This window comes from Streptococcus sp. A34 (assembly GCF_043674115.1).
In the GTDB taxonomy this organism is placed as follows: domain Bacteria; phylum Bacillota; class Bacilli; order Lactobacillales; family Streptococcaceae; genus Streptococcus; species Streptococcus suis_V.
Genome location: NZ_JBIMJM010000036.1, coordinates 1 through 19,558, shown reverse-complemented (window position 1 = coordinate 19,558; position 19,558 = coordinate 1). Strand labels below are relative to the sequence as shown.

Genomic DNA, 19,558 nt, shown 5'->3' with positions numbered 1-19,558 from the left:
GTCTTTGAATTATCAAACACCTTACCAAGTTTTTCTGAGTTATATAAAAAGTCTAACTTAATTTGACAATTTAAATTATATAAAAGGTCTGGATTTTGAGAGCCATGACAATTACAACGATTTAATTGACGAAGTAATTAACAAAGTTATCATTTTGAGAGATGTAGTTAAAAAGTATATCTAAAAAATAAATAGATAGGAAAAAGGAAACACAACATGATCGAACGTTACACACGCCCAGAGATGGCGGCTATTTGGAGTGAAGAGAACAAGTACAAGGCTTGGTTGGAGGTGGAAATTCTCGCAGATGAGGCCTGGGCTGAGTTGGGTGAGATTCCCAAAGAGGATGTGGCCTTGATTCGTGAGAAGGCGACTTTTGACATCGACCGCATTTTAGAGATTGAAGAGGAAACTCGTCACGATGTGGTGGCTTTCACGCGTGCGGTTTCGGAAAGTCTTGGCGAGGAACGCAAGTGGGTCCACTACGGTCTGACATCGACCGACGTGGTGGATACGGCTTACGGCTACCTCTACAAGCAGGCCAACGACATTATTCGTCGTGACCTTGAAAACTTTACCAATATCATCGCTGACAAGGCGCGTGAGCACAAGTACACCATCATGATGGGTCGGACCCACGGTGTCCATGCGGAGCCAACGACTTTCGGTCTGAAATTGGCGACTTGGTATAGCGAAATGAAACGCAACATGGAGCGTTTTGATGTGGCGGCCAAGGGCGTTGAAGCTGGTAAAATTTCAGGTGCGGTTGGAAACTTTGCCAACATCCCTCCATTTGTGGAAGAGTATGTTTGTGGCAAATTGGGCATTCGTCCGCAGGAAATTTCTACCCAGGTCCTTCCTCGTGACCTCCACGCAGAATATTTCTCAGCCCTAGCCCTGATTGCAACGTCTATCGAGCGTATGGCGACAGAAATCCGTGGGCTACAAAAATCTGAACAACGCGAAGTCGAAGAGTATTTCGCCAAAGGCCAAAAGGGCAGCTCTGCTATGCCTCATAAACGCAACCCGATCGGCTCTGAAAATATGACTGGTCTGGCTCGTGTGGTGCGTGGACACTTGGTGACCGCTTTTGAGAATGTGGCTCTCTGGCACGAACGCGATATTTCCCACTCGTCAGCGGAGCGGATTATCACGCCGGATACGACTATCCTCATCAACTATATGCTCAACCGTTTTGGTAATATCGTCAAGAACTTGACGGTCTTCCCTGAAAATATGAAACGCAATATGGAGTCAACTTTTGGCTTGATTTACAGCCAGCGTGTCATGCTCAGCTTGATTGAGAAAGGCATGACCCGTGAGGAAGCCTATGATTTGGTGCAACCCAAAACCGCACAGTCATGGGACAATCAAGTGGACTTTAAACCTCTACTTGAAGCAGATGAGCGTGTGACAGCTAAACTCAGCCAGGAAGAAATCGATGAACTCTTCAACCCAGACTACTATGCTAAGCGGGTAGATGACATCTTTGAACGACTTGGATTATAAAAAAATCAAAATTCTTTGGATTTTCCAGAGAATTTTTTAGTTTTCCTTAAGTTTGACGAGTTATACTCTATTCAAGCTAGAAATAGCGAAATTTCTTTTCACCTAAAGGTGTCCCTAGCTCTAAGTCGCAAGCGACAAGAGCTAGGTATCATATAATCTCCAGAAAACAGTCGGCAAGAATTAGCTGACTGTTTTTGTATAAAAAATCAAAAAATCCTTGACTCATCCCTAGGGGAATGGTGTATGCTAGGACTATCAAAACAGATGGAGGTTGTTTATGCAGGTCAAAGATGTGGAGAAGTTGACAGGCTTGTCAACCAAGGCGATTCGGCTGTATGAAGAAAAGGGCTTGATTGAAGTGGCGAGAAACCCGCTCAACGATTACCGTGATTATTCGGAGGAAAATGTGCGACAGCTTCGCTTGATCAAGTTGCTCCGCTATTTTGAGTTTTCCCTAGCAGAGATTACGGCCCTCCTAGCCTTGCCAGAGGAGGACTTGCAGTCAGCCTTGCGTGAGAAAAAGCGGGGAATCAATCAGCGAGCAGAAGAATTGACAGACAAGGTTGATTTGTTGGACCAGGTGGTCAGGGATTTGGGCAAGAAAGATGATTGGTTGGAAGAAGCACAGGTATCCATTGCTTTTGTGGAAAGTGGGGAATTTCAAGACTTCAAACAAGATTTAGAAAATGCCTTGTTGCCAAGTATTTGGATGACTCTCTTGCAGACTTTGATGGCATCAGGCCCCATCCTCTGGCTGTTTACCCGAATCCAACAAGGTCGTCAGGAAAATCTTTTCCTACTAGCAGTGGTTTCCTTGCTAGCAACCGCTTGGATAACGCTTCTCTGGCGAGACTACCTTGTAACCTGGTGGAAACATCGGGACAAGATCCGCCAGAAGAATCGTAGTCAGGCCTGGTGGATTCCGGTTGGTCTCATCTCCCTTGTAGGTGGGATTGCCTACTTTTTCCTTGTCGGCTGGTTGACCGAAAGATTTTTCCTACCAAGCGATTGGCTCTTCTATGAGTATTCGACTGGTCTGGGCAAGATTGCTATATTGTTTATCATGGCTTTTCTTGCTTTTCTTTTGGGCAAACTGGCGAGGCTGGTGAAATTATCTTGGAAATATGGCCTGGGTCTGGCAGGTTCTTGTATCCTATTGACCGCTCTGCTGATTTCTACCACAACAGCCGTGACCAAAGACCAGATTATCGACATCAATCTGCTGGCTCCGTCCAAGGAATATCTTTACAGCGATGTCAAGTCTGTCTGGACAGGCTTTGGGACCAAGCTAGTGACAGTGAACAGGTCTGAAAGGCAAGGGGAATTCAGCTATCAAATTCAACTGGATGGAAAAAAGATTGTGTTTATGCAACCAACTGTTAATCAGAACTTGATCCCTGACGATACCTATATCGAGTTAGAGGAGTTTGATCGGCGACTGATGAATTTGGGCATTCCCAAAGAAAGTTCAACAGAAGGCAGTCAGTACAACGATTTAGATTCGCACTATCTAGAGCGATTTTTGCGAATAGTGGAAAATAAATAAAATGAATTTTGTTTTAGTTTCTCTTAAGTTTGACGAGTTATACTTTATCCAAGCTAGAAATAGCGAAACATTTCTTTTCAACTAAAGGTGTCCCTAGCTCTAAGTCGCAAGCGACAAGAGCTAGGTATCATATAATCTCCTGAGAATACTGGACTCACTGAGTCTGGTATTTTCATTTTGTGCTATAATGGTTTCATGACAAATCGAATTTTAGACATGGAACAAATGCAGGACGAGGAGTACGTTGAGCGTACCCTGCGTCCGCAGAAATTAAATGAATACATCGGTCAGGACAAGGTCAAGGACCAGCTCAAAATCTTTATCGAGGCAGCCAAACTCCGTGATGAAGCCTTGGATCATACGCTTCTGTTTGGCCCTCCGGGTCTGGGGAAGACCACCATGGCTTTTGTTATCGCCAACGAACTGGGGGTCAACATTAAGCAGACCAGTGGTCCTGTTATTGAAAAAGCAGGTGACTTGGTGGCCCTTCTCAACGACTTGGAGCCTGGCGATGTCCTCTTTATCGATGAAATCCACCGTATGCCCATGGCGGTTGAGGAGATTCTCTATTCTGCTATGGAAGACTTCTACATCGACATTATGATTGGAGCAGGGGAGGCCAGCCGCTCCGTGCATTTGGAGTTGCCACCTTTTACCCTGATTGGAGCGACCACTCGTGCAGGCATGCTGTCCAATCCTCTGCGGGCTCGATTTGGGATTACCGGTCACATGGAGTACTACCAACTGGCTGATTTGACGGAGATTGTCGAGCGGACGGCGGATATCTTTGACATGGAGATTACTCATGAAGCTGCTATTGAGCTGGCTCGTCGGTCTCGTGGAACTCCCCGTATCGCCAACCGCCTGCTCAAGCGGGTGCGGGATTTCGCACAGATTATGGGCGACGGTCTGATTGACGATAGCATTACGGACAAGGCCCTGACCATGCTGGACGTGGACCGAGAGGGGCTGGACTATGTGGACCAAAAGATTCTCCGTACCATGATTGAAATGTACGGTGGCGGTCCTGTCGGCCTCAACACTCTATCGGTCAATATTGCCGAGGAGCGTGAAACGGTGGAGGATATGTACGAACCCTACCTGATTCAGCAGGGCTTCCTCATGCGGACGCGGACAGGGCGGGTTGCGACAGCCAAGGCTTACGAGCACCTGGGTTATCCCTATACGGAAAAATAATGGCAGAGCAGATGAGACAAGTAGCTCGTTTATTTGGAGACTGGCCTGAGACGATTATCTGGACCTGTTTAGAAGGTGTCAAGGGAGACATTTATGTTGATGACAGCCAGTTGCCCCAGTCAGCTCTAGCTCTCTATGGACGGCAGAGCTTCTTTGGTTTTTTAGCTGGCCAGCCACATCGAGACTTGCTAAAAATCTGCGAAGGTAAAGATATTATTCTAGTCCCCCAAAACCAAGCCTGGTCAGACTTGATAGAAGAAGCTTACGGAGACAGAGTTCGTTTTTTTACTCGATACGCTACGAAAAAGGACACTGAGTTTGACCTTGGGCATTTACAGAAACTGGTTGATGACTTGCCTGAAAGCTTTGATGTGAAACTGATTGACCGTAATCTGTACGAGGCTTGTCTGGTAGAGGAATGGTCACGGGATTTGGTGGGAAATTATATAGATGTGGAACAATTTTTGGACTTGGGTCTGGGCTATGTCATCTTGCATAAGGGACAGGTGGTTTCAGGGGCTTCATCCTATGCCAGCTATTCAGCTGGGATTGAGATAGAAGTAGATACTAGGGAAGACTATCGAGGTCTGGGTTTGGCAAAAGCCTGTGCGGCTCAGTTAATTTTAGCTTGTTTAGACCGCGGACTCTATCCAAGCTGGGATGCCCACACCCTGACATCCTTGAAACTGGCTGAAAAGCTGGGTTACCAATTAGACAAGCCCTATCGAGCATATGAATGGAGATAAGATGATACCGACTTTTATCTGGGACTTAGACGGTACCCTGCTAGACTCCTACCAGGCGATTCTAGCAGGTATCGAAGAAACCTATACCCAATTTGATATTCCCTTTGACCGCGAGGAAATTCATGCCTTTATTCTCACTTATTCAGTCAAGGATTTGCTGGCGCGAGATGCTCAGAAATATGGCAAGGACTTGGCGCAGCTCAATCAAGCCCGAGCCAACTCTCTCCGTGAGAAGAACACGGCTATCCAGTTGATGGAGGGCGCGCGTGAGGTGCTGGAATGGACTGTGCAGGAGGGCATTCAAAACTTTATTTACACCCACAAGAGTGACAATGCTTTTCAGGTGCTGGCTGATTTGGGCGTCGACCATTATTTTACGGAAATTCTGACCAGCGACTCGGGTTTTGCCAGAAAGCCGGACCCGGAGGCTTTGCTGTATTTGATTGAAAAATATGACTTAGATAAATCGACCACCTACTATGTTGGCGACCGCCTGCTAGACGTGGAAACCGCTCTGGCTGCAGGGATTGGCAGTATAAACTTGCAGATTGACGGGGTGGAAGGGAATATAAAAATCGAGAGTTTATTGCAGATTGTTCCGTCAGTATGAATTTAGAAATTTCACATAAAAAATAAACTTTCTACCGTAGTTTACAAAAGAAAGTTTGTTTTTTTCTTGAAAAATTTGGTATAATTAACCATATTTTAGTATAAATAAAGGGGAATTATATGAACGATAAGGAATTTGGGCAACGTATTCGCCAGCTGAGAGAGCAGATTAATTTGACGCGCGAACAGTTTTGTGGTGATGAGGTTGAACTTTCAGTCCGGCAATTGATTCGGATTGAGACTGGCAGCTCAAAACCCACGTTGTCTAAAATCCAGTACATTGCTACACGTTTGGGAATGACCTTGTATGAATTGATGCCAGACTATGTTAAGCTCCCAGATAGATACTCGAAATTAAAGTTTGAGGTTCTCCGCACACCGACCTATGAAAATACGGACTTGATAGAAAAACGCAATCGTCTGATGGAAGAAATTTATGACGACTATTACGACGACCTGCCAGAGGAAGAGCAGATAGCAATTGATGCTTTTCAGTCTTTTGTTGACATATATGAAACAAAGTCTGTCCATTTTGGGAAAGCTATCTTAGATGATTATTTCGAGCAGGTCCATCGTAAAGATAAATTTACTGTCAATGATTTATTGATTGTGCGGCTATATTTGGAGCATTTACAGGATGAGGACATGACCTCGCCAAAATTTCAACATTTTTTAGATATTACCCAGCATTTTCCGGTACAGGTAGAAGCTATAGATTCAAATGAGCTATTTATTTTGCGTGATGTGATGCTAGCTTCTATTGGTATCCTTGGGACTAAGGAGTGTTATGACTATATTCCGCCTATTTTTGATACTCTAGACCAGATAATGGTCCAGACGCACGATTTCCAAAAGAAACCGATTCTGAATCTATTAAAGTGGAAGTACGTACTATATACCAACAGTGACCGTGAAGAGGCACAAAAACTGTACGAAGAGGCCGTTATGTTTGCGAAATTAATAGGTGATGATCATTTGGTGGCTAAACTAGAAGAATCATGGAAAGGGGATTCCACTGGAAAAGTGTAAGATGCTTACGAAGAGCATTATGACAACCTGCAGAAGAGGTGCAGGTTGGGATGAGAGAACTATAAAAAACAAGTGACATTTTTGTCCTGTTTACTGACCCAATAAAATTTTATAATAGTCTCATCAAAATAAAGGAGACTAAAGATTATGAATTTTATTAAGGTATTTACAACGTTCGGAGCTGGCTGGGATTGGTGGTGGAAAGGCTAATATCATATCCGTCAAAAACCAACGCAATTGTTGGTTTTTTGCTATACTTAATACATGCAAACTTTTCACAAATTAGACACCTGGCTCAATAGCAAGCAGGGTCAGCTATTTCATTACAAGCTAGAGAAAATCACCTATGCCCTGGATTTGTTGGGCAAGCCTCACTTGGATTTGCCGGTCATTCATGTGGCGGGGACCAATGGCAAGGGCTCAACGATTGCCTTTATGCGCCAGCTCTTTCAGGCTCACGGACTGCGGGTCGGCAGTTTTGTCTCCCCTCACATGGTCACGGTACACGACAGGATTTGCATTGATCAGACACCGATTTCAGACCAGGATTTTCAGCGCTTTCTCCAGCAGGTCTATGAGTTGGAGCAGGAGGTTGCTACGGTTTATGAACCCTTCCGCTATTTCGAGGTCATGGTTCTAATCATGTTCCTCTATTTTCGCGAGCAGCAGCCTGACCTGGCACTTATCGAAGTTGGCATCGGCGGCCTTCTGGACACGACCAATGTAGTCTCCCCGGCCCTCAGCATCATCACTTCCATAGGTCTGGATCATCAGGATTTATTAGGCGCGACTTTGGGAGAAATAGCAGAGCAGAAAGCAGGAATTATCAAGCCAGAGATGCCTGTCGTTTTGGGACCATTTTCTGCCGACATCAGCCAGCAAATTCGCCAAATTGCTGCTGAAAAAAAAGCTCCAATCTACCAGCTGGGTCAAGAATTTACTTCTAAAGCAGCTACTTTCAATAGTCCAAGTTTTCAGCTGTCAGAATTAGTCTTGGGTCTCCCAGGTCAGCACCAGCAAGAAAATGCGGCCCTGGCCCTGCAGAGTTTCTTGCTTTACATGGAGCAAATTGGGCAAACTGTTTCTGCGGATTTGGTCAGACAGGCTCTAGCCCAAACCAGCTGGGCAGGACGTTTGGAATTGATAGCCGAAAACCCCAAGATATACCTAGACGGTGCCCATAACGTTCCTGCCATGGAACGCTTGATTGAGTTCATTGAGATGCAGGACCAGCCTGTGACCCTCTTATTTTCAGCCCTGCAGCGCAAGGATTTTCAGGAAATGCTGGATTTATTAGAGGAAATATTGCCAGGTATCCAGCTTGTCTTGACCAGCTTTGCCTACGACGGAGCCTTGAAAGAGGAGCAGCGTCAGGGGCTGACCTACGTAGCTGATTATGAAGGCTTTATACAGGAATTTCAGGAACAAGACCAGGGCATCCTGATTGTCACAGGTTCCCTCTATTTCATCTCGGAAGTCCGAAAAAAATATCTGAACTCAGTGGTTTTTGGACCGCTTTTTGCGAATAAATAGGTATGAGACAGAAAAATAATGAGGAATTTTTGATAGAGTACAAGCGTGCCCAACGCCATACATTTCGTCAGATTGAACGCTATGCCAGTCTGTTTTCCAATCAGAATGGGAGCAAGATTAGCTATAGGACCATCCGCTATCCCTTGGAGGCTATGGTTCAAGTACAAGAGCTGGACGGAGAAAGGTACAGGGTAGGAAATGATCAAACAACTTCCGAAAGTCAATGACATGCCTCGGGCTTTTTGATATAATAAGTAAAGTAAATCCAAGGAGTGAGTTATGACAGAAGTAGAGTCAAGTGTAGATTTGGGAGATAAAAGTTTGTGGGGTGGCCGCAGGCATCGTTCTCAACGGAGAAAGCAAGCCTACCATGAATTTATACGGAATGTGCCGGATGTGCCTATTTGGCCGACCCTACTGTGGAGTTTATTTCTGAGTGTATTGAATGTTGCCAATCCTCTTTTGAGTTCCTTTGCGACCAATTTGCAGTCACAGGCACTCTATGCAGGCATGGCAATGCAGGCTGGTCATAAGCCTTATGAGTATTTTTTTGGAACCAATGGTGTCCTCTATTACCTAATCTTGGCTGTTGGTTCCCTGTTCAATACGACCATTGGCTTGATGATTTTTCAGTTCATCGCCCTCTTGATAGCAGGGATTTATCTCAATAAGATTAGTACATATTTTAGTCGTTCACAGCGGGTTGCCCACCATATCAATTTTTGGTTCTATTGTTTCTTGCTGGTGGTGGACTTGGGTGGACTCTATGCCAGCATCTTTGCTCTACCTTTTGTGCTGACCAGTATCTGGTTTTTGATTCGCTATATAAATGATGCAGTCAGTGACGAAGGTTTCATTCTCTACGGGATTGATGCGGCGATTGTATTCATGATTTACCCTAAAAGTCTGATTTTATGGCTGGTATCGCCCCTGGTTTTATTTGTGTACAATAGTCGAAACAAGAGGTTGGCGAGAGGTGTTTATCAGTTTTTAGCAGCTGTATTTGGTTTTCTTCTCGTTGTCTACACTGTAGGCTATTACACCTTCATCGAGCAGATTCTGGGAATGGCAATTCAACAGACTTTTCTCTACAATATTAGCCTACAATTTACCTATGAAGGCATTTTGATGACCCTAGCTGTGGTTTTTGGGTTCCTGCTGATTTCAGGATTTTTAAATCATATTTTGATAACCCTATTATCTATTAGCAAGGGGCAACAGACAGAAATTAAGCTGATAATGTTACTGGCTTTTCTTGTTCAAATGGTTTTCCTGATTGGGAATCCAAATTTTGAATGGAGTCAATTGACGGCCTTGATTCCGTATGGTTTTGTGCTAGCTGCAGCATCTTTGCATGGTCCAGAAACTGATGAAGAGTTTGAGATGCTGGATGAGGAGGAGAATGAGGATTATAGCTATCTAAAAGCTAGTTATTATCTGCCTATTTTGATGCTTCTAGCCCTGTTTTTCCAACCAACCTACGCCTATCTGTTTGAAGAACCGGTCCGTGTGGAGAGGCAGGAAATAGCCCGCTATATCCGGGATAACACGACCAGTGATGATCCGATTTATGCCTGGGATAATAGTGCACAAGCCTATCTAGAAAGTCAGCGGTTCTCGTCTGCTAATCTGATTACAGCTCAACCCTATCTTAACACGGAGGACAACCGAAACAATTTAATCTATGATTTGAATCAAGGGAGAGCCAAGTATATCTTGGTCAACACGGAGCTTCCGCTCTTGGAACAGGTCTCAGCGACCCTAGAAGACAATTATGTCCCTGTCCAACTCAGCTTCAATCACTTCAAACTATATCAAGAAAAAGAATGAAAGCGACTATGAAAGTAGTTGCTTTTTATCTATATCTTGTGTAAAAAATGAAAATTTTTGAAAATGTACACTATATATTGATTTCCGTCATTCAAAGTGCTAGACTATAAGAAGTGAGAAAAATGGAGGATAGCCAGATGAAAGTGCAAGAAACAATCTTACCCGAATTAGAATTAGCGGTCTTAAAGCGTGACGGTCGAACGGTCGCTTTTGAACAAGAAAAGATTTATTCTGCCTTGCAGCGGGCTAATCAAGAATTGGACCATCCTGTGTCAGATGCGGGTCTGTCAGTCGTTTTGGCAGGGGCCCTGCAGGAAATTGCCCGTCGTTTTACCAAGGATGTGCAAATTTATGAAATCCAGACGGTTGTCGAACAGGAATTGCTCAAGTCCCACCTCTATGACTTGGCAGAGCGTTATATTCAGTACCGGACGCAACGCGATTTTCGCCGGCATCAAGCGACGGACATCAACTTTGAAATCCACAAATTGCTCAGCAAAGATCAGTCTGTCGTCAATGAAAACGCCAATAAGGATGCGGATGTCTTTAATACGCAACGTGATTTGACGGCTGGGATTGTTGGCAAATCTATCGGGCTCAAGCTCCTGCCAGCCCACGTTGCCAACGCTCACCAGAAGGGGGACATTCATTACCACGATTTGGATTATAGTCCTTACACGCCCATGACCAACTGCTGCCTGATTGATTTCAAGGGCATGTTAGCGCAAGGGTTTAAGATTGGAAATGCCGATGTGGAAAGTCCTAAGTCCATCCAGACAGCGACGGCGCAGATTTCGCAAATTATTGCCAATGTGGCTTCCAGCCAGTACGGTGGCTGCTCGGCGGACCGTATTGACGAGGTGTTGGCGCCTTATGCTGAGCTCAATTATCAAAAGCATTTGAAGGATGCGGAGGAATGGGTGCTGCCAGACAAGGCTGAAGAATATGCGCGTGCCAAGACCCAGAAGGATATTTATGACGCTATGCAGTCTTTGGAATACGAAATTAACACGCTTTTTACGTCCAATGGTCAAACGCCCTTTACTTCGCTTGGTTTCGGTTTAGGAACTTCTTGGTTTGAGCGGGAAATCCAGAAGGCGATTCTCAACATCCGTATCAAGGGTTTGGGGCGCGAAGGACGGACAGCCATCTTTCCAAAATTGATTTTCACTGTCAAACGCGGGCTAAATTTGGAGCCCGATTCGCCCAATTATGATATTAAGCAACTGGCGATTGAATGTGCAACCAAGCGCATGTATCCAGATATGCTGTCCTATGACAAGATTATTGAGTTAACGGGTTCTTTCAAGGTTCCTATGGGTTGCCGTTCTTTCTTGCAAGGTTGGAAGGATGAAAATGGCCTTGAAATCAATTCCGGTCGGATGAATTTGGGTGTGGTGACCGTCAATCTACCACGGATTGCCCTTGAAAGTGGGGGTAGTCAAGAAAAATTCTGGGAAATTTTTGCAGAACGCATGGCTATTGTCAAGGATGCCTTGGTCTATCGTGTCGAGCGGGTCAAGGAAGCGACGCCGGCAAATGCGCCTATTCTCTATCAGTACGGAGCTTTTGGGAAACGTTTGGCCAAGACGGACGCTGTTGATCAGGTCTTTAAGAACCGTCGCGCGACTGTTTCTCTAGGCTATATCGGTCTCTACGAAGTGGCGACTGTGTTTTACGGCGGTGACTGGGAAGGAAATCCTGAAGCCAAGGACTTCACGGTTTCTATTATCAAGCGGATGAAGGAGTTGGCTGGCGACTGGTCTGACGAATACGGCTACCATTTTTCGGTTTACTCAACCCCATCAGAAAGTTTGACAGACCGTTTCTGCCGTTTGGATACGGAGAAATTCGGGTTGGTCAAGGACATTACGGATAAGGAATACTATACAAATTCCTTCCATTATGATGTGCGGAAAAATCCAACGCCGTTTGAAAAGCTGGATTTTGAAAAGGTTTATCCGGAGGCGGGTGCTAGTGGTGGCTTCATCCATTATTGCGAATACCCTGTTCTACAGCAAAATCCCAAGGCTCTCGAGGCGGTGTGGGACTATGCCTATGACCGTGTCGGTTATTTGGGGACCAATACGCCGATTGACCATTGTTATGCCTGCGGTTTTGAAGGCGACTTCGAGCCGACTGAGCGTGGGTTCAAGTGTCCAAACTGTGGCAATAGCGATCCAAAACTAGTAGATGTTGTCAAACGGACCTGTGGTTATCTGGGCAACCCTCAAGCCCGTCCCATGGTCAATGGTCGACACAAAGAGATCTCCGCCCGCGTCAAACACATGAACGGGTCTAGTTTATAAAGAATGGACATGAGGGCTTCCGTGGTTTTGAGGAACTACGGAAGTTTGTTATAATAGAGGGAAAATCTAATAGCTCTGCTATGTTCAAAAAAGGAGAAAAAACAATGGGTAAATACCAACTAGATGATAAGGGCAAGGCCTTGGTGCAGCGTTATCACGAGAAGAATTCCAATGTGAAGCAGGACAAGAAGGCGCGTGTGCAGGAATTGCTCAAGCAAGCCAAGAATAAGAAGAAATAGTATGGACTTTACAGATATCAGCATTCTCCATACCAATGATATGCATTCTTATATGGAGAATTTTCCCAAGAAGGCAGCGCTGATTGCTGAGATTAAGGAGACAAACCGGGCGAAAAACATTCCGACTTTTGTCTTTGACAGTGGCGACCTTTTTTCGGGGAATATTTTCTTCAATATGTACCGTGGGGTAAAGGAAATCCAGCTCATGAATGCCATTGGTTGTCAGGCCATGACCCTGGGCAATCACGAATTTGACCACGGAGACGAGTTGCTCAGTCGCTTGGATGACTTTGCGGCTTTTCCAATTGTCTCCACCAATATTTCCTACCGCAATCCAGCCGATGCAGACGAATTGGTGCCCTTGAAAGACAAGTTGGTCTTTGATATGGCGGGTCGACCGCTCTATGTCTTGGGCTTAACGACCTTGGAGACCGAGGAAGTGGCTTCTCCGACGGACAATGTGGTCTTTGAGGACCACAGACAGGCGCTCAAGCGGACCTTGTCTGAGATGGATAAGCAGGCGCACATTGTCTTGCTCAGTCATTTGGGCTATGATCAAGATGTTCAGCTGGCGGCGGAGTTTCCGGAAATCAATGTCATTTTCGGTGGTCACACCCATACGATTTTGAAAGAACCCAGTCAGGTCGGTAGCGTCAGCATTTTCCAAGCGGGCCAGTATGGGCGTTTTCTGGGCAATCTTCTGCTCCGTTGCTACGAGGACGGCAGTCATGAGGTGCTGTCCTATGACTTGGTGGAGATTGAGCAGCTGACAACAGAAGAACCGATCATTCGGGAATTTATCGAGCGGATGCAGGCGGAGCGCAATGCTCGCTTTGCCCATTCTATTGCGAACCTGCCTCAAACCTTGGATGGTGAGCGGGAGAACATCCGTCAGGGACAGTCTACGCTGGCACCTCTGATTACGCAGGCCCTTTTTGAGCAGGCGGTTGCTCTCGGTTATCAGCCGGACGGAGCGGTCATCAATGGTTTTGGTATTCGGATGTCGCTCAACGCAGGTCCGATTTACTATAGCGATGTGGTCAAGGTTTTGCCCTTCTCCAAGCGCGTGCTCTTGGTCAGTATCAAGGGTCAAGATTTGATGTCCAGCCTCTCGACCGGTCTTCATCCGCAGCTTCATGGCATTTCTCGCCAAGGCGATGATTTTTTGGTCAATGGCAGAGCGATTGAGCCGGATACTAGCTACCAGATTGTGACCAACTCCTTTGTCTGGTCTGGTAAGGATAACTATGATGATTTCCACAAGGCGATCATTATCCGAGATTTGGGCTTGGATGTGGATATTTTGAGTGAATTTTTAAGAAAAAGATTTGGAAAGTAAGAGGACATGTCCATGCTAAAAATCGGTCTCGTCGGTTTAGGAGGTATTTTTCAAAAGGCCTACCTGACCTATCTGCGGAGTTTGTCAGGCATTGACTGGCATTTGTTCACCCGCAATCAAGAAGTTCTGTCAAGCATTGCGGCCAGTTTGCCCCGCAGTCAGACCTATGCGACAGCACAAGATTTGGCCGAGGTAGACTTGGACGGTGTCATGATTCATGTGGCGACGCAGGCCCATGTGAAAATGGCAGAGCTGTTTTTGGAGCGTGGCATTCCTGTCTACATGGACAAGCCACTAGCCGAGGATTTTTACCAGTCGGCAGAGCTTTACAAATTAGCCCAGTCCAAGGGAGTCCTACTCATGGCTGGTTTCAATCGTCGCTTTGCTCCCAAGGTTCAAGAATTGAAAACCAAGCCCAACAAGCGGAGAATTGTCGTCGAGAAAAATGAAGTCAATGGCTTAGGCGACCTGCAATTCAAGCTCTTTGACCTCTTTATCCACCCACTGGATACGGCCCTTTACTTGCTGGATGACCAGCCTCTGTCAGGTTCCTATGCCTACTATCTGGAAAATAATAAACTCAGTCAGGTCAATGTGACCCTTCAAACCGCTCAAACTTCTGTGGTCGTATCCATGAATCTCCAGTCGGGCAGCCGTCGGGAAATCATGGAAGTCCAGACACCGCAAGCGATCCATCAGGTTAAAAACTTAGAAGAATTGCGCACCTTTACCGCCAACCAAGAAATCATAGAAGGCTTTGGTTCTTGGGACACAACTCTTTACAAACGTGGCTTTGAAAGCATTGTCGAAGAGTTTTTCCAAGCCCTAGAAAGCAAGAAAAATCCAGTCAGCCCAAGCTCGAGCCTGCTCAGCCACTGGATCTGTCACCAAATTGTATACGCAGATAAAGGAATAGGAGAATTACATGTCACCATCCCAAACGAAATTGACTTTAAGACGACCAACCTTAGTAGATAAAGAAACGATTTTGGATATGATTGCTGAATTTGAGCGAGAAGAGTCCGCAACAGACGGAGGCAATCTCTTTGCGAATTTTGACTTTGAAAGCTGGTTGCAGCAAGGTCAGGACTGGGAAATGGGACTGAATTTGCCAGAGGGCTTTGTCCCTTCTATCCAGTATGTCTCCTTTGATGATGCTGGGCAAGCAGTCGGTTTTCTCAGTCTACGCCTGCGTCTCAGTGATTATCTGCTCAACATTGGTGGACACATTGGCTATTCTATCCGCCCTAGCCAGCGAGGAAAGGGCTATGCCAAGGAACAACTGCGACTGGGTTTGCAGGAAGCTGCAACCAAAAACATTTCTAAAGTCCTCGTGACCTGCTCGACAGACAATCAAGCCAGTCGTCGCACGATTGTGGCTTGTGGTGGTAGCCTAGAAGACATCCGCGATGGAGTAGAACGTTACTGGATTGGCTAAAAGAAGGAGGCAGCTATGACGGAACAGACCTGGAATAATCCCAAACCAGGCGAGTGGAAGAGCGAGGAGCTCAGTCAGGGACGGATTATGGACTACAAGGCCTTTAACTTTGTGGACGGCGAAGGCGTGCGGTGCTCCCTCTATGTCAGCGGCTGCCTCTTTCACTGTCCTGGTTGTTACAACGTCGCCACCTGGTCCTTCAAGGCCGGCATTCCCTACACCAAGGAACTGGAAGACCGCATTTTAGCAGACCTGGCCCAGCCCTATGTGCAGGGCCTGACCCTCTTGGGTGGTGAGCCTTTTCTTAATACAGGAACCGTCCTCCCTCTTGTCAAGCGGGTTCGGACGGAATTGCCAGACAAGGATATTTGGTCCTGGACAGGCTATACATGGGAAGAATTGATGCTGGAAACGCCAGACAAACTGGAGCTGCTCAGCCAGTTGGACATTCTCGTAGATGGCCGCTATGACAAAAGCAAACGCAATCTTATGTTGCAGTTCCGAGGCTCTTCCAACCAACGCATCATTGATGTGCAGCAGTCCCTCAAACAAGGACAGGTGGTTATCTGGGAGAGGTTGGAGAAATGATGGGTATTCATTTCATTTATTTCCCAGATACTTGGAGTGAGTAGCAAAATTAAGGTAAATAAAAGCATAGTTCTAGGGAGGTAGTTGCCTCTTTTTACTTGCCTTTCCGTAAAAAAGATTATAATAATATTCAAAATATATTATATTGAGAAAGTGGGGCAATCTATGTTAGTGGTGAAAATTGACCAGTTTTCTTACGGTAAAAAGCTCATTTTCAAAGATATTCATATGGAAGTCCCGTCCTCGAAAATCATCGGTCTGGTTGCACCTAACGGGACAGGGAAGTCAACCTTGGTTCGAATTATTTCTGGGCATATTACTGGATCAGGGATAGAAGTGAACTATCATGGAAAGAGCTATCAAAAGGACAAGCAATATATGCGTCAACAAATTGTAAAAATGCCTGACCAGGCAGATTTGTACGACGAACTAACTGGCTTACAGCACTTGGAATTTTACGCTGCCATGTGGGGAGTAGATGTCACTTATCCACAAGAAATAGTGACGGTCTTAAATATGGGGACCTATATTCATAAAAAAGTTGGGACCTATTCATTGGGAATGCGTCAGCGCTTGTGTTTTGCTTTGGTAGTAGTGACTCAGGCTAGCTACATGCTCTTAGATGAAGTCATGAATGGTTTGGACCCAGACAATGTAGAAATGATTTCAAGTTTATTGAAAGACTTGCGGGCCCAGGGAAAGACCATGCTTATTGCTTCTCACTTGTTAGATAATTTAGACAGTATTGCTGACAGTATTTACTTTATCAAGGATGGTCATTTTTCAGTTGTCTACCACCCCCAGGAGCAGGCTTTGGAAACCGTATTGCTTTCCTTTTCATCTAAAAATGTAGTGCAGGAATTTTTAGCCTTAAAGCCGCACTTTACTTGTGTGAATAATGAGGAATGTCAAGCCACTATTCAACTGGATGAGCTGGGGGGAAGTCTTTCTGATTTTTTGGATTGGGCAATTCGCAACCTAGATGATGTGAGAGAGATAAAGGTCGGTCGAAAAGGTAGTTATCTCATATATAAGGAATTATATGGGACCGAGGAGGAGGGAGGCTAGTGGTGCGGACTTTGAAAACACAATTCCTGCTCATCATCAACAATCGTTTATTGAAGATGCAGGCTATCGGAATGCTTCTCTGCTTGCCAATGTTGATCTTGTTCCTTTTTAGCTCTTTGGAAAATCAGTCGATTCAGTATGCTGAAGATGTAGCTAGACAGAGTGAATATGCGCAAGAAGATATAGAGTGGATGAAAAGGACCTATGATGCGTCCTTGCAAGAAAAACATGCAAGAGAAATCCAGTTAGATAGTATGGTGGTACAAAAGGCAGAGTATTTTGCAAAGGGACAGTATGTCAGTTATCTACAAGAAGCAGTCAATAGCTGGAAATTATATTTCTCCCTCCAGAAGGTGAGAGGCTACAATATAACGGAAAGTCAATTTCCTGCACTTCATTATGGAACAAATATGGCCTTTGATGATGTTAAGCGATCTACTTTAAACAGCAATTTTGCTAGGCAAAGAGTGGCCATTTTCGAAGGAATGCTAGCTTCTACCAAGGAGGTTACAATCAATGAACTTGTTGGTATTACTGCCAGAGGGCAATTTTATCGCTGGTTGGGTCACGCAGGCCCTGAGGTTTTGTATCTGCCCCTATTTTTCCTGCTGACACTTTTGTTTTCAAGTCCCATTTTTTTAGATGATAAGCAACATGAGAGCCTCTTGGAAGTAAAACCGCTTAGTCACTTGAAGTATTTATTGGATAAAATCATTAGTTACTGGTTGCTGATCAGCGGTTTTGAAATCTTCTTGCTAGCCATCATTCTTTTTGCTATCAGTAGCAGGTTTGGAGCTGGCGATTGGACGCTAGACATTTTGACCTTCGTGGGGCAAGAAGAAGTGCAGATTTCTTCAATGGAGTTTTATGGAAAAGCAGTTCTATTTTTCCTTTTAATCAATTTTTTTCTGATTACATGTTTGGCTTCTTGCAATAAGATTTTCTCCAACAAGCCCCTGACGGTCTGTCTAAGTGGACTTGTCCTATTTTTAGAACCACTTTTGCGTTTTTTGCAGATAAACTTTTTGGGGCAAGATCTTCTCCCTAGTTATTACATTAGTTTTGGTCCAGTCTTACATGGTGTGAAAGATTATTTTTTCTATAGAGGAGATTTTTCGGTTGAAAAAGGATGGATTGTTCTATCTTTTTGGACGCTTGTTCTATTTACAATGATGTATCTTAGTGTTCTTGTAAGGGAAAGGTTTCGACAGGAAAGAGGGAGAATATGGGGATAACAAAGATAGATTGGAATTTCTTGTGTTCAAAAAATTTTATTTTAAAGGCAATGTTATCAATCGGCTTCTTATTTTTGCTATTTGTAGGCTATAGTCTTTTTTTCCCAAGTCCAAGTCCTCGAGACTTAGTTGATCGCCAATTCAAAGTAATGGATAGTTTAGTGACCATTTATAAAAGCGACACGGAGCTGACTGCTGAAAGAAAGGAAGAAATAAGAAAACAAACCAACCGTATTTTTCAAAATTATGCCCAAGAAGATATGGTATATGTTTCAAATGATTCGGTTGAAAAATTAGTCCCAATCTTTGAAGAGCGCATGACATTACTGGAGGAGTATGAACAACTATTTCCAGAATATTATCAAGAATATTTGCCAGATAAGAAATATGTAGAGCAAGAATTTATGGTGGTGCAATTTCTTGTTAAGCGTCATCAAGATTATACAATTTATAAGCTCTATGGTCCCTTCTTTGAAAAGCTCTTGATCTTTTTGGGTTATGGGGGCAGTCTGCTGATTTTTACTTTATTGACTGGCTCCTATTTTCAGAGAAAATATGCTCATTATACTTTGTTGGAAATTCTTCCTGTCACGAGAAAAAGAGAAGTTCTTATAGAACTCCCTTACACAATCGTATTGTTTTATCTATTTCCGACATCCTTAATTTTTTTGTATGCTGGGCTGTACTCCATTTTCATAGCTAAGACCAATCTGTTTACCTATCCCGTCTATCAAATGAGGACCGAAGGACAAGTATTATTGTCCATGGCTGAACTTTCTATCACCTATCTCTTATTTCCATTTCTATCTTGTTTACTGATTTATATTTTACAAGATTATTTAATCGGGTGGATGAAAGATAGTACGGTGACTACCATTCTAATTTATGCTATTTCACTACTGTCCATATGGAATAAACACTTTTGGTCACCCTTGTTCCACATGTTTCCCTTGCCGATTTTACAGTCGGATACAAATATGTGGCTAAGCCTTGTAATTCTTTTGATAACGACTCTTGTTTTGCTTATAGGGAGAGAATATTTGTCGGTTAGGTCATTCCTCTTTCCAAACTAGTATAGCGTCTAGGCTATTCTAGCGGGAGTATTTTGACTGCACTGTTTCTAACCTCCAGCGATCTCCCAGATAATTTGAGTTAAAAGCAAACAATATAAACCAGTTGTCCTCTTTGCCTAGGCAGCTGGTATTTTTTTGACCAAAGATGACCAAATCATTTTCTGGACACACAAAAAGCCTTGTAGTACAAGGCTTCAGATTGAAGACAAACACTTAAGAGGCGTTTGTCTTTTTCTGTTTATTGGTCTGATAGTCGGTCTTTTTGCCAGA

The 19,558-nt window shown here is 44.4% G+C and carries 18 protein-coding genes; all 18 read left to right on the top strand.

What is annotated here, in order from left to right:
• Positions 1 to 216 precede the first annotated feature (216 nt).
• The 18 genes from purB (at position 217) to ACHBGV_RS08585 (ending at position 19,288) form a co-directional block, all read left to right on the top strand.
• A complete protein-coding gene (purB, locus tag ACHBGV_RS08670) occupies positions 217 to 1,509 on the top strand; it encodes an adenylosuccinate lyase (protein WP_105111644.1) in 1,293 nt (430 codons plus the stop codon).
• A 277-nt stretch (positions 1,510 to 1,786) separates the two neighbouring features.
• The gene (locus ACHBGV_RS08665; protein WP_394736134.1) at positions 1,787 to 3,055 is read left to right on the top strand and encodes a MerR family transcriptional regulator; all 1,269 of its coding nucleotides are present in this window, start codon (positions 1,787 to 1,789) and stop codon (positions 3,053 to 3,055) included.
• Positions 3,056 to 3,250: 195 nt separating this feature from the next.
• On the top strand, positions 3,251 to 4,252 hold the full coding sequence (gene ruvB / locus ACHBGV_RS08660) for a Holliday junction branch migration DNA helicase RuvB (protein ID WP_125064767.1): 1,002 nt from the start codon (positions 3,251 to 3,253) through the stop codon (positions 4,250 to 4,252).
• Positions 4,252 to 4,998 carry a GNAT family N-acetyltransferase gene (locus tag ACHBGV_RS08655; RefSeq protein ID WP_394736133.1) on the top strand — a complete coding sequence of 249 codons (747 nt, stop codon included), beginning with the start codon at positions 4,252 to 4,254 and terminating at the stop codon, positions 4,996 to 4,998. The genes ruvB and ACHBGV_RS08655 overlap by 1 nt, the downstream gene beginning before the upstream one ends.
• Position 4,999: 1 nt before the next feature.
• Positions 5,000 to 5,608 carry an HAD-IA family hydrolase gene (locus tag ACHBGV_RS08650; protein WP_172059537.1) on the top strand — a complete coding sequence of 203 codons (609 nt, stop codon included), beginning with the start codon at positions 5,000 to 5,002 and terminating at the stop codon, positions 5,606 to 5,608.
• A gap of 119 nt (positions 5,609 to 5,727) precedes the next feature.
• A complete protein-coding gene (locus tag ACHBGV_RS08645) occupies positions 5,728 to 6,636 on the top strand; it encodes a helix-turn-helix domain-containing protein (protein WP_172009721.1) in 909 nt (302 codons plus the stop codon).
• A gap of 264 nt (positions 6,637 to 6,900) precedes the next feature.
• Entirely contained in the window at positions 6,901 to 8,169 is a 1,269-nt protein-coding gene (locus ACHBGV_RS08640) for a bifunctional folylpolyglutamate synthase/dihydrofolate synthase (protein ID WP_394736132.1), read from the top strand.
• Positions 8,170 to 8,171: 2 nt separating this feature from the next.
• Entirely contained in the window at positions 8,172 to 8,396 is a 225-nt protein-coding gene (locus ACHBGV_RS08635) for a hypothetical protein (protein ID WP_125266400.1), read from the top strand.
• A gap of 52 nt (positions 8,397 to 8,448) precedes the next feature.
• Positions 8,449 to 9,999 carry a quinol oxidase gene (locus ACHBGV_RS08630; protein ID WP_394736131.1) on the top strand — a complete coding sequence of 517 codons (1,551 nt, stop codon included), beginning with the start codon at positions 8,449 to 8,451 and terminating at the stop codon, positions 9,997 to 9,999.
• A gap of 137 nt (positions 10,000 to 10,136) precedes the next feature.
• On the top strand, positions 10,137 to 12,308 hold the full coding sequence (gene nrdD, locus ACHBGV_RS08625; protein ID WP_394736130.1) for an anaerobic ribonucleoside-triphosphate reductase: 2,172 nt from the start codon (positions 10,137 to 10,139) through the stop codon (positions 12,306 to 12,308).
• 104 nt (positions 12,309 to 12,412) lie between these two features.
• Positions 12,413 to 12,547 (top strand): hypothetical protein, encoded by a 135-nt coding sequence (locus tag ACHBGV_RS08620; RefSeq protein WP_105101018.1) that lies wholly within the window; start codon positions 12,413 to 12,415, stop codon positions 12,545 to 12,547.
• A gap of 1 nt (position 12,548) precedes the next feature.
• A complete protein-coding gene (locus tag ACHBGV_RS08615; RefSeq protein ID WP_394736129.1) occupies positions 12,549 to 13,886 on the top strand; it encodes a bifunctional metallophosphatase/5'-nucleotidase in 1,338 nt (445 codons plus the stop codon).
• A 12-nt stretch (positions 13,887 to 13,898) separates the two neighbouring features.
• On the top strand, positions 13,899 to 14,864 hold the full coding sequence (locus ACHBGV_RS08610) for a Gfo/Idh/MocA family protein (RefSeq protein ID WP_394736128.1): 966 nt from the start codon (positions 13,899 to 13,901) through the stop codon (positions 14,862 to 14,864).
• Positions 14,833 to 15,324, top strand: coding sequence for a GNAT family N-acetyltransferase (locus tag ACHBGV_RS08605; protein WP_394736135.1), 492 nt, complete (start codon positions 14,833 to 14,835; stop codon positions 15,322 to 15,324). Before ACHBGV_RS08610 ends, ACHBGV_RS08605 begins: the two co-directional genes overlap by 32 nt.
• A gap of 15 nt (positions 15,325 to 15,339) precedes the next feature.
• Positions 15,340 to 15,912 (top strand): anaerobic ribonucleoside-triphosphate reductase activating protein, encoded by a 573-nt coding sequence (gene nrdG, locus ACHBGV_RS08600; protein ID WP_394736127.1) that lies wholly within the window; start codon positions 15,340 to 15,342, stop codon positions 15,910 to 15,912.
• 165 nt (positions 15,913 to 16,077) lie between these two features.
• Positions 16,078 to 16,980 (top strand): ABC transporter ATP-binding protein, encoded by a 903-nt coding sequence (locus tag ACHBGV_RS08595; protein ID WP_256778280.1) that lies wholly within the window; start codon positions 16,078 to 16,080, stop codon positions 16,978 to 16,980.
• Between the two features lie 2 nt (positions 16,981 to 16,982).
• Positions 16,983 to 18,215, top strand: a complete 1,233-nt coding sequence (locus ACHBGV_RS08590) for a hypothetical protein (protein ID WP_394736126.1) — start codon at positions 16,983 to 16,985, stop codon at positions 18,213 to 18,215.
• Complete coding sequence (locus tag ACHBGV_RS08585) at positions 18,206 to 19,288, top strand: hypothetical protein (protein ID WP_105128634.1); 1,083 nt, start codon at positions 18,206 to 18,208, stop codon at positions 19,286 to 19,288. Before ACHBGV_RS08590 ends, ACHBGV_RS08585 begins: the two co-directional genes overlap by 10 nt.
• Positions 19,289 to 19,558 lie beyond the last annotated feature (270 nt).

Bases quoted from the DNA above. Each gene is read 5' to 3' on its own strand.
- purB (WP_105111644.1), top strand. From the start codon at position 217: ATGATCGAACGTTACACACGCCCAGAGATGGCGGCTATTTGGAGTGAA.
- ACHBGV_RS08665 (WP_394736134.1), top strand. From the start codon at position 1,787: ATGCAGGTCAAAGATGTGGAGAAGTTGACAGGCTTGTCAACCAAGGCG.
- ruvB (WP_125064767.1), top strand. From the start codon at position 3,251: ATGACAAATCGAATTTTAGACATGGAACAAATGCAGGACGAGGAGTAC.
- ACHBGV_RS08655 (WP_394736133.1), top strand. From the start codon at position 4,252: ATGGCAGAGCAGATGAGACAAGTAGCTCGTTTATTTGGAGACTGGCCT.
- ACHBGV_RS08650 (WP_172059537.1), top strand. From the start codon at position 5,000: ATGATACCGACTTTTATCTGGGACTTAGACGGTACCCTGCTAGACTCC.
- ACHBGV_RS08645 (WP_172009721.1), top strand. From the start codon at position 5,728: ATGAACGATAAGGAATTTGGGCAACGTATTCGCCAGCTGAGAGAGCAG.
- ACHBGV_RS08640 (WP_394736132.1), top strand. From the start codon at position 6,901: ATGCAAACTTTTCACAAATTAGACACCTGGCTCAATAGCAAGCAGGGT.
- ACHBGV_RS08635 (WP_125266400.1), top strand. From the start codon at position 8,172: ATGAGACAGAAAAATAATGAGGAATTTTTGATAGAGTACAAGCGTGCC.
- ACHBGV_RS08630 (WP_394736131.1), top strand. From the start codon at position 8,449: ATGACAGAAGTAGAGTCAAGTGTAGATTTGGGAGATAAAAGTTTGTGG.
- nrdD (WP_394736130.1), top strand. From the start codon at position 10,137: ATGAAAGTGCAAGAAACAATCTTACCCGAATTAGAATTAGCGGTCTTA.
- ACHBGV_RS08620 (WP_105101018.1), top strand. From the start codon at position 12,413: ATGGGTAAATACCAACTAGATGATAAGGGCAAGGCCTTGGTGCAGCGT.
- ACHBGV_RS08615 (WP_394736129.1), top strand. From the start codon at position 12,549: ATGGACTTTACAGATATCAGCATTCTCCATACCAATGATATGCATTCT.
- ACHBGV_RS08610 (WP_394736128.1), top strand. From the start codon at position 13,899: ATGCTAAAAATCGGTCTCGTCGGTTTAGGAGGTATTTTTCAAAAGGCC.
- nrdG (WP_394736127.1), top strand. From the start codon at position 15,340: ATGACGGAACAGACCTGGAATAATCCCAAACCAGGCGAGTGGAAGAGC.
- ACHBGV_RS08595 (WP_256778280.1), top strand. From the start codon at position 16,078: ATGTTAGTGGTGAAAATTGACCAGTTTTCTTACGGTAAAAAGCTCATT.
- ACHBGV_RS08585 (WP_105128634.1), top strand. From the start codon at position 18,206: ATGGGGATAACAAAGATAGATTGGAATTTCTTGTGTTCAAAAAATTTT.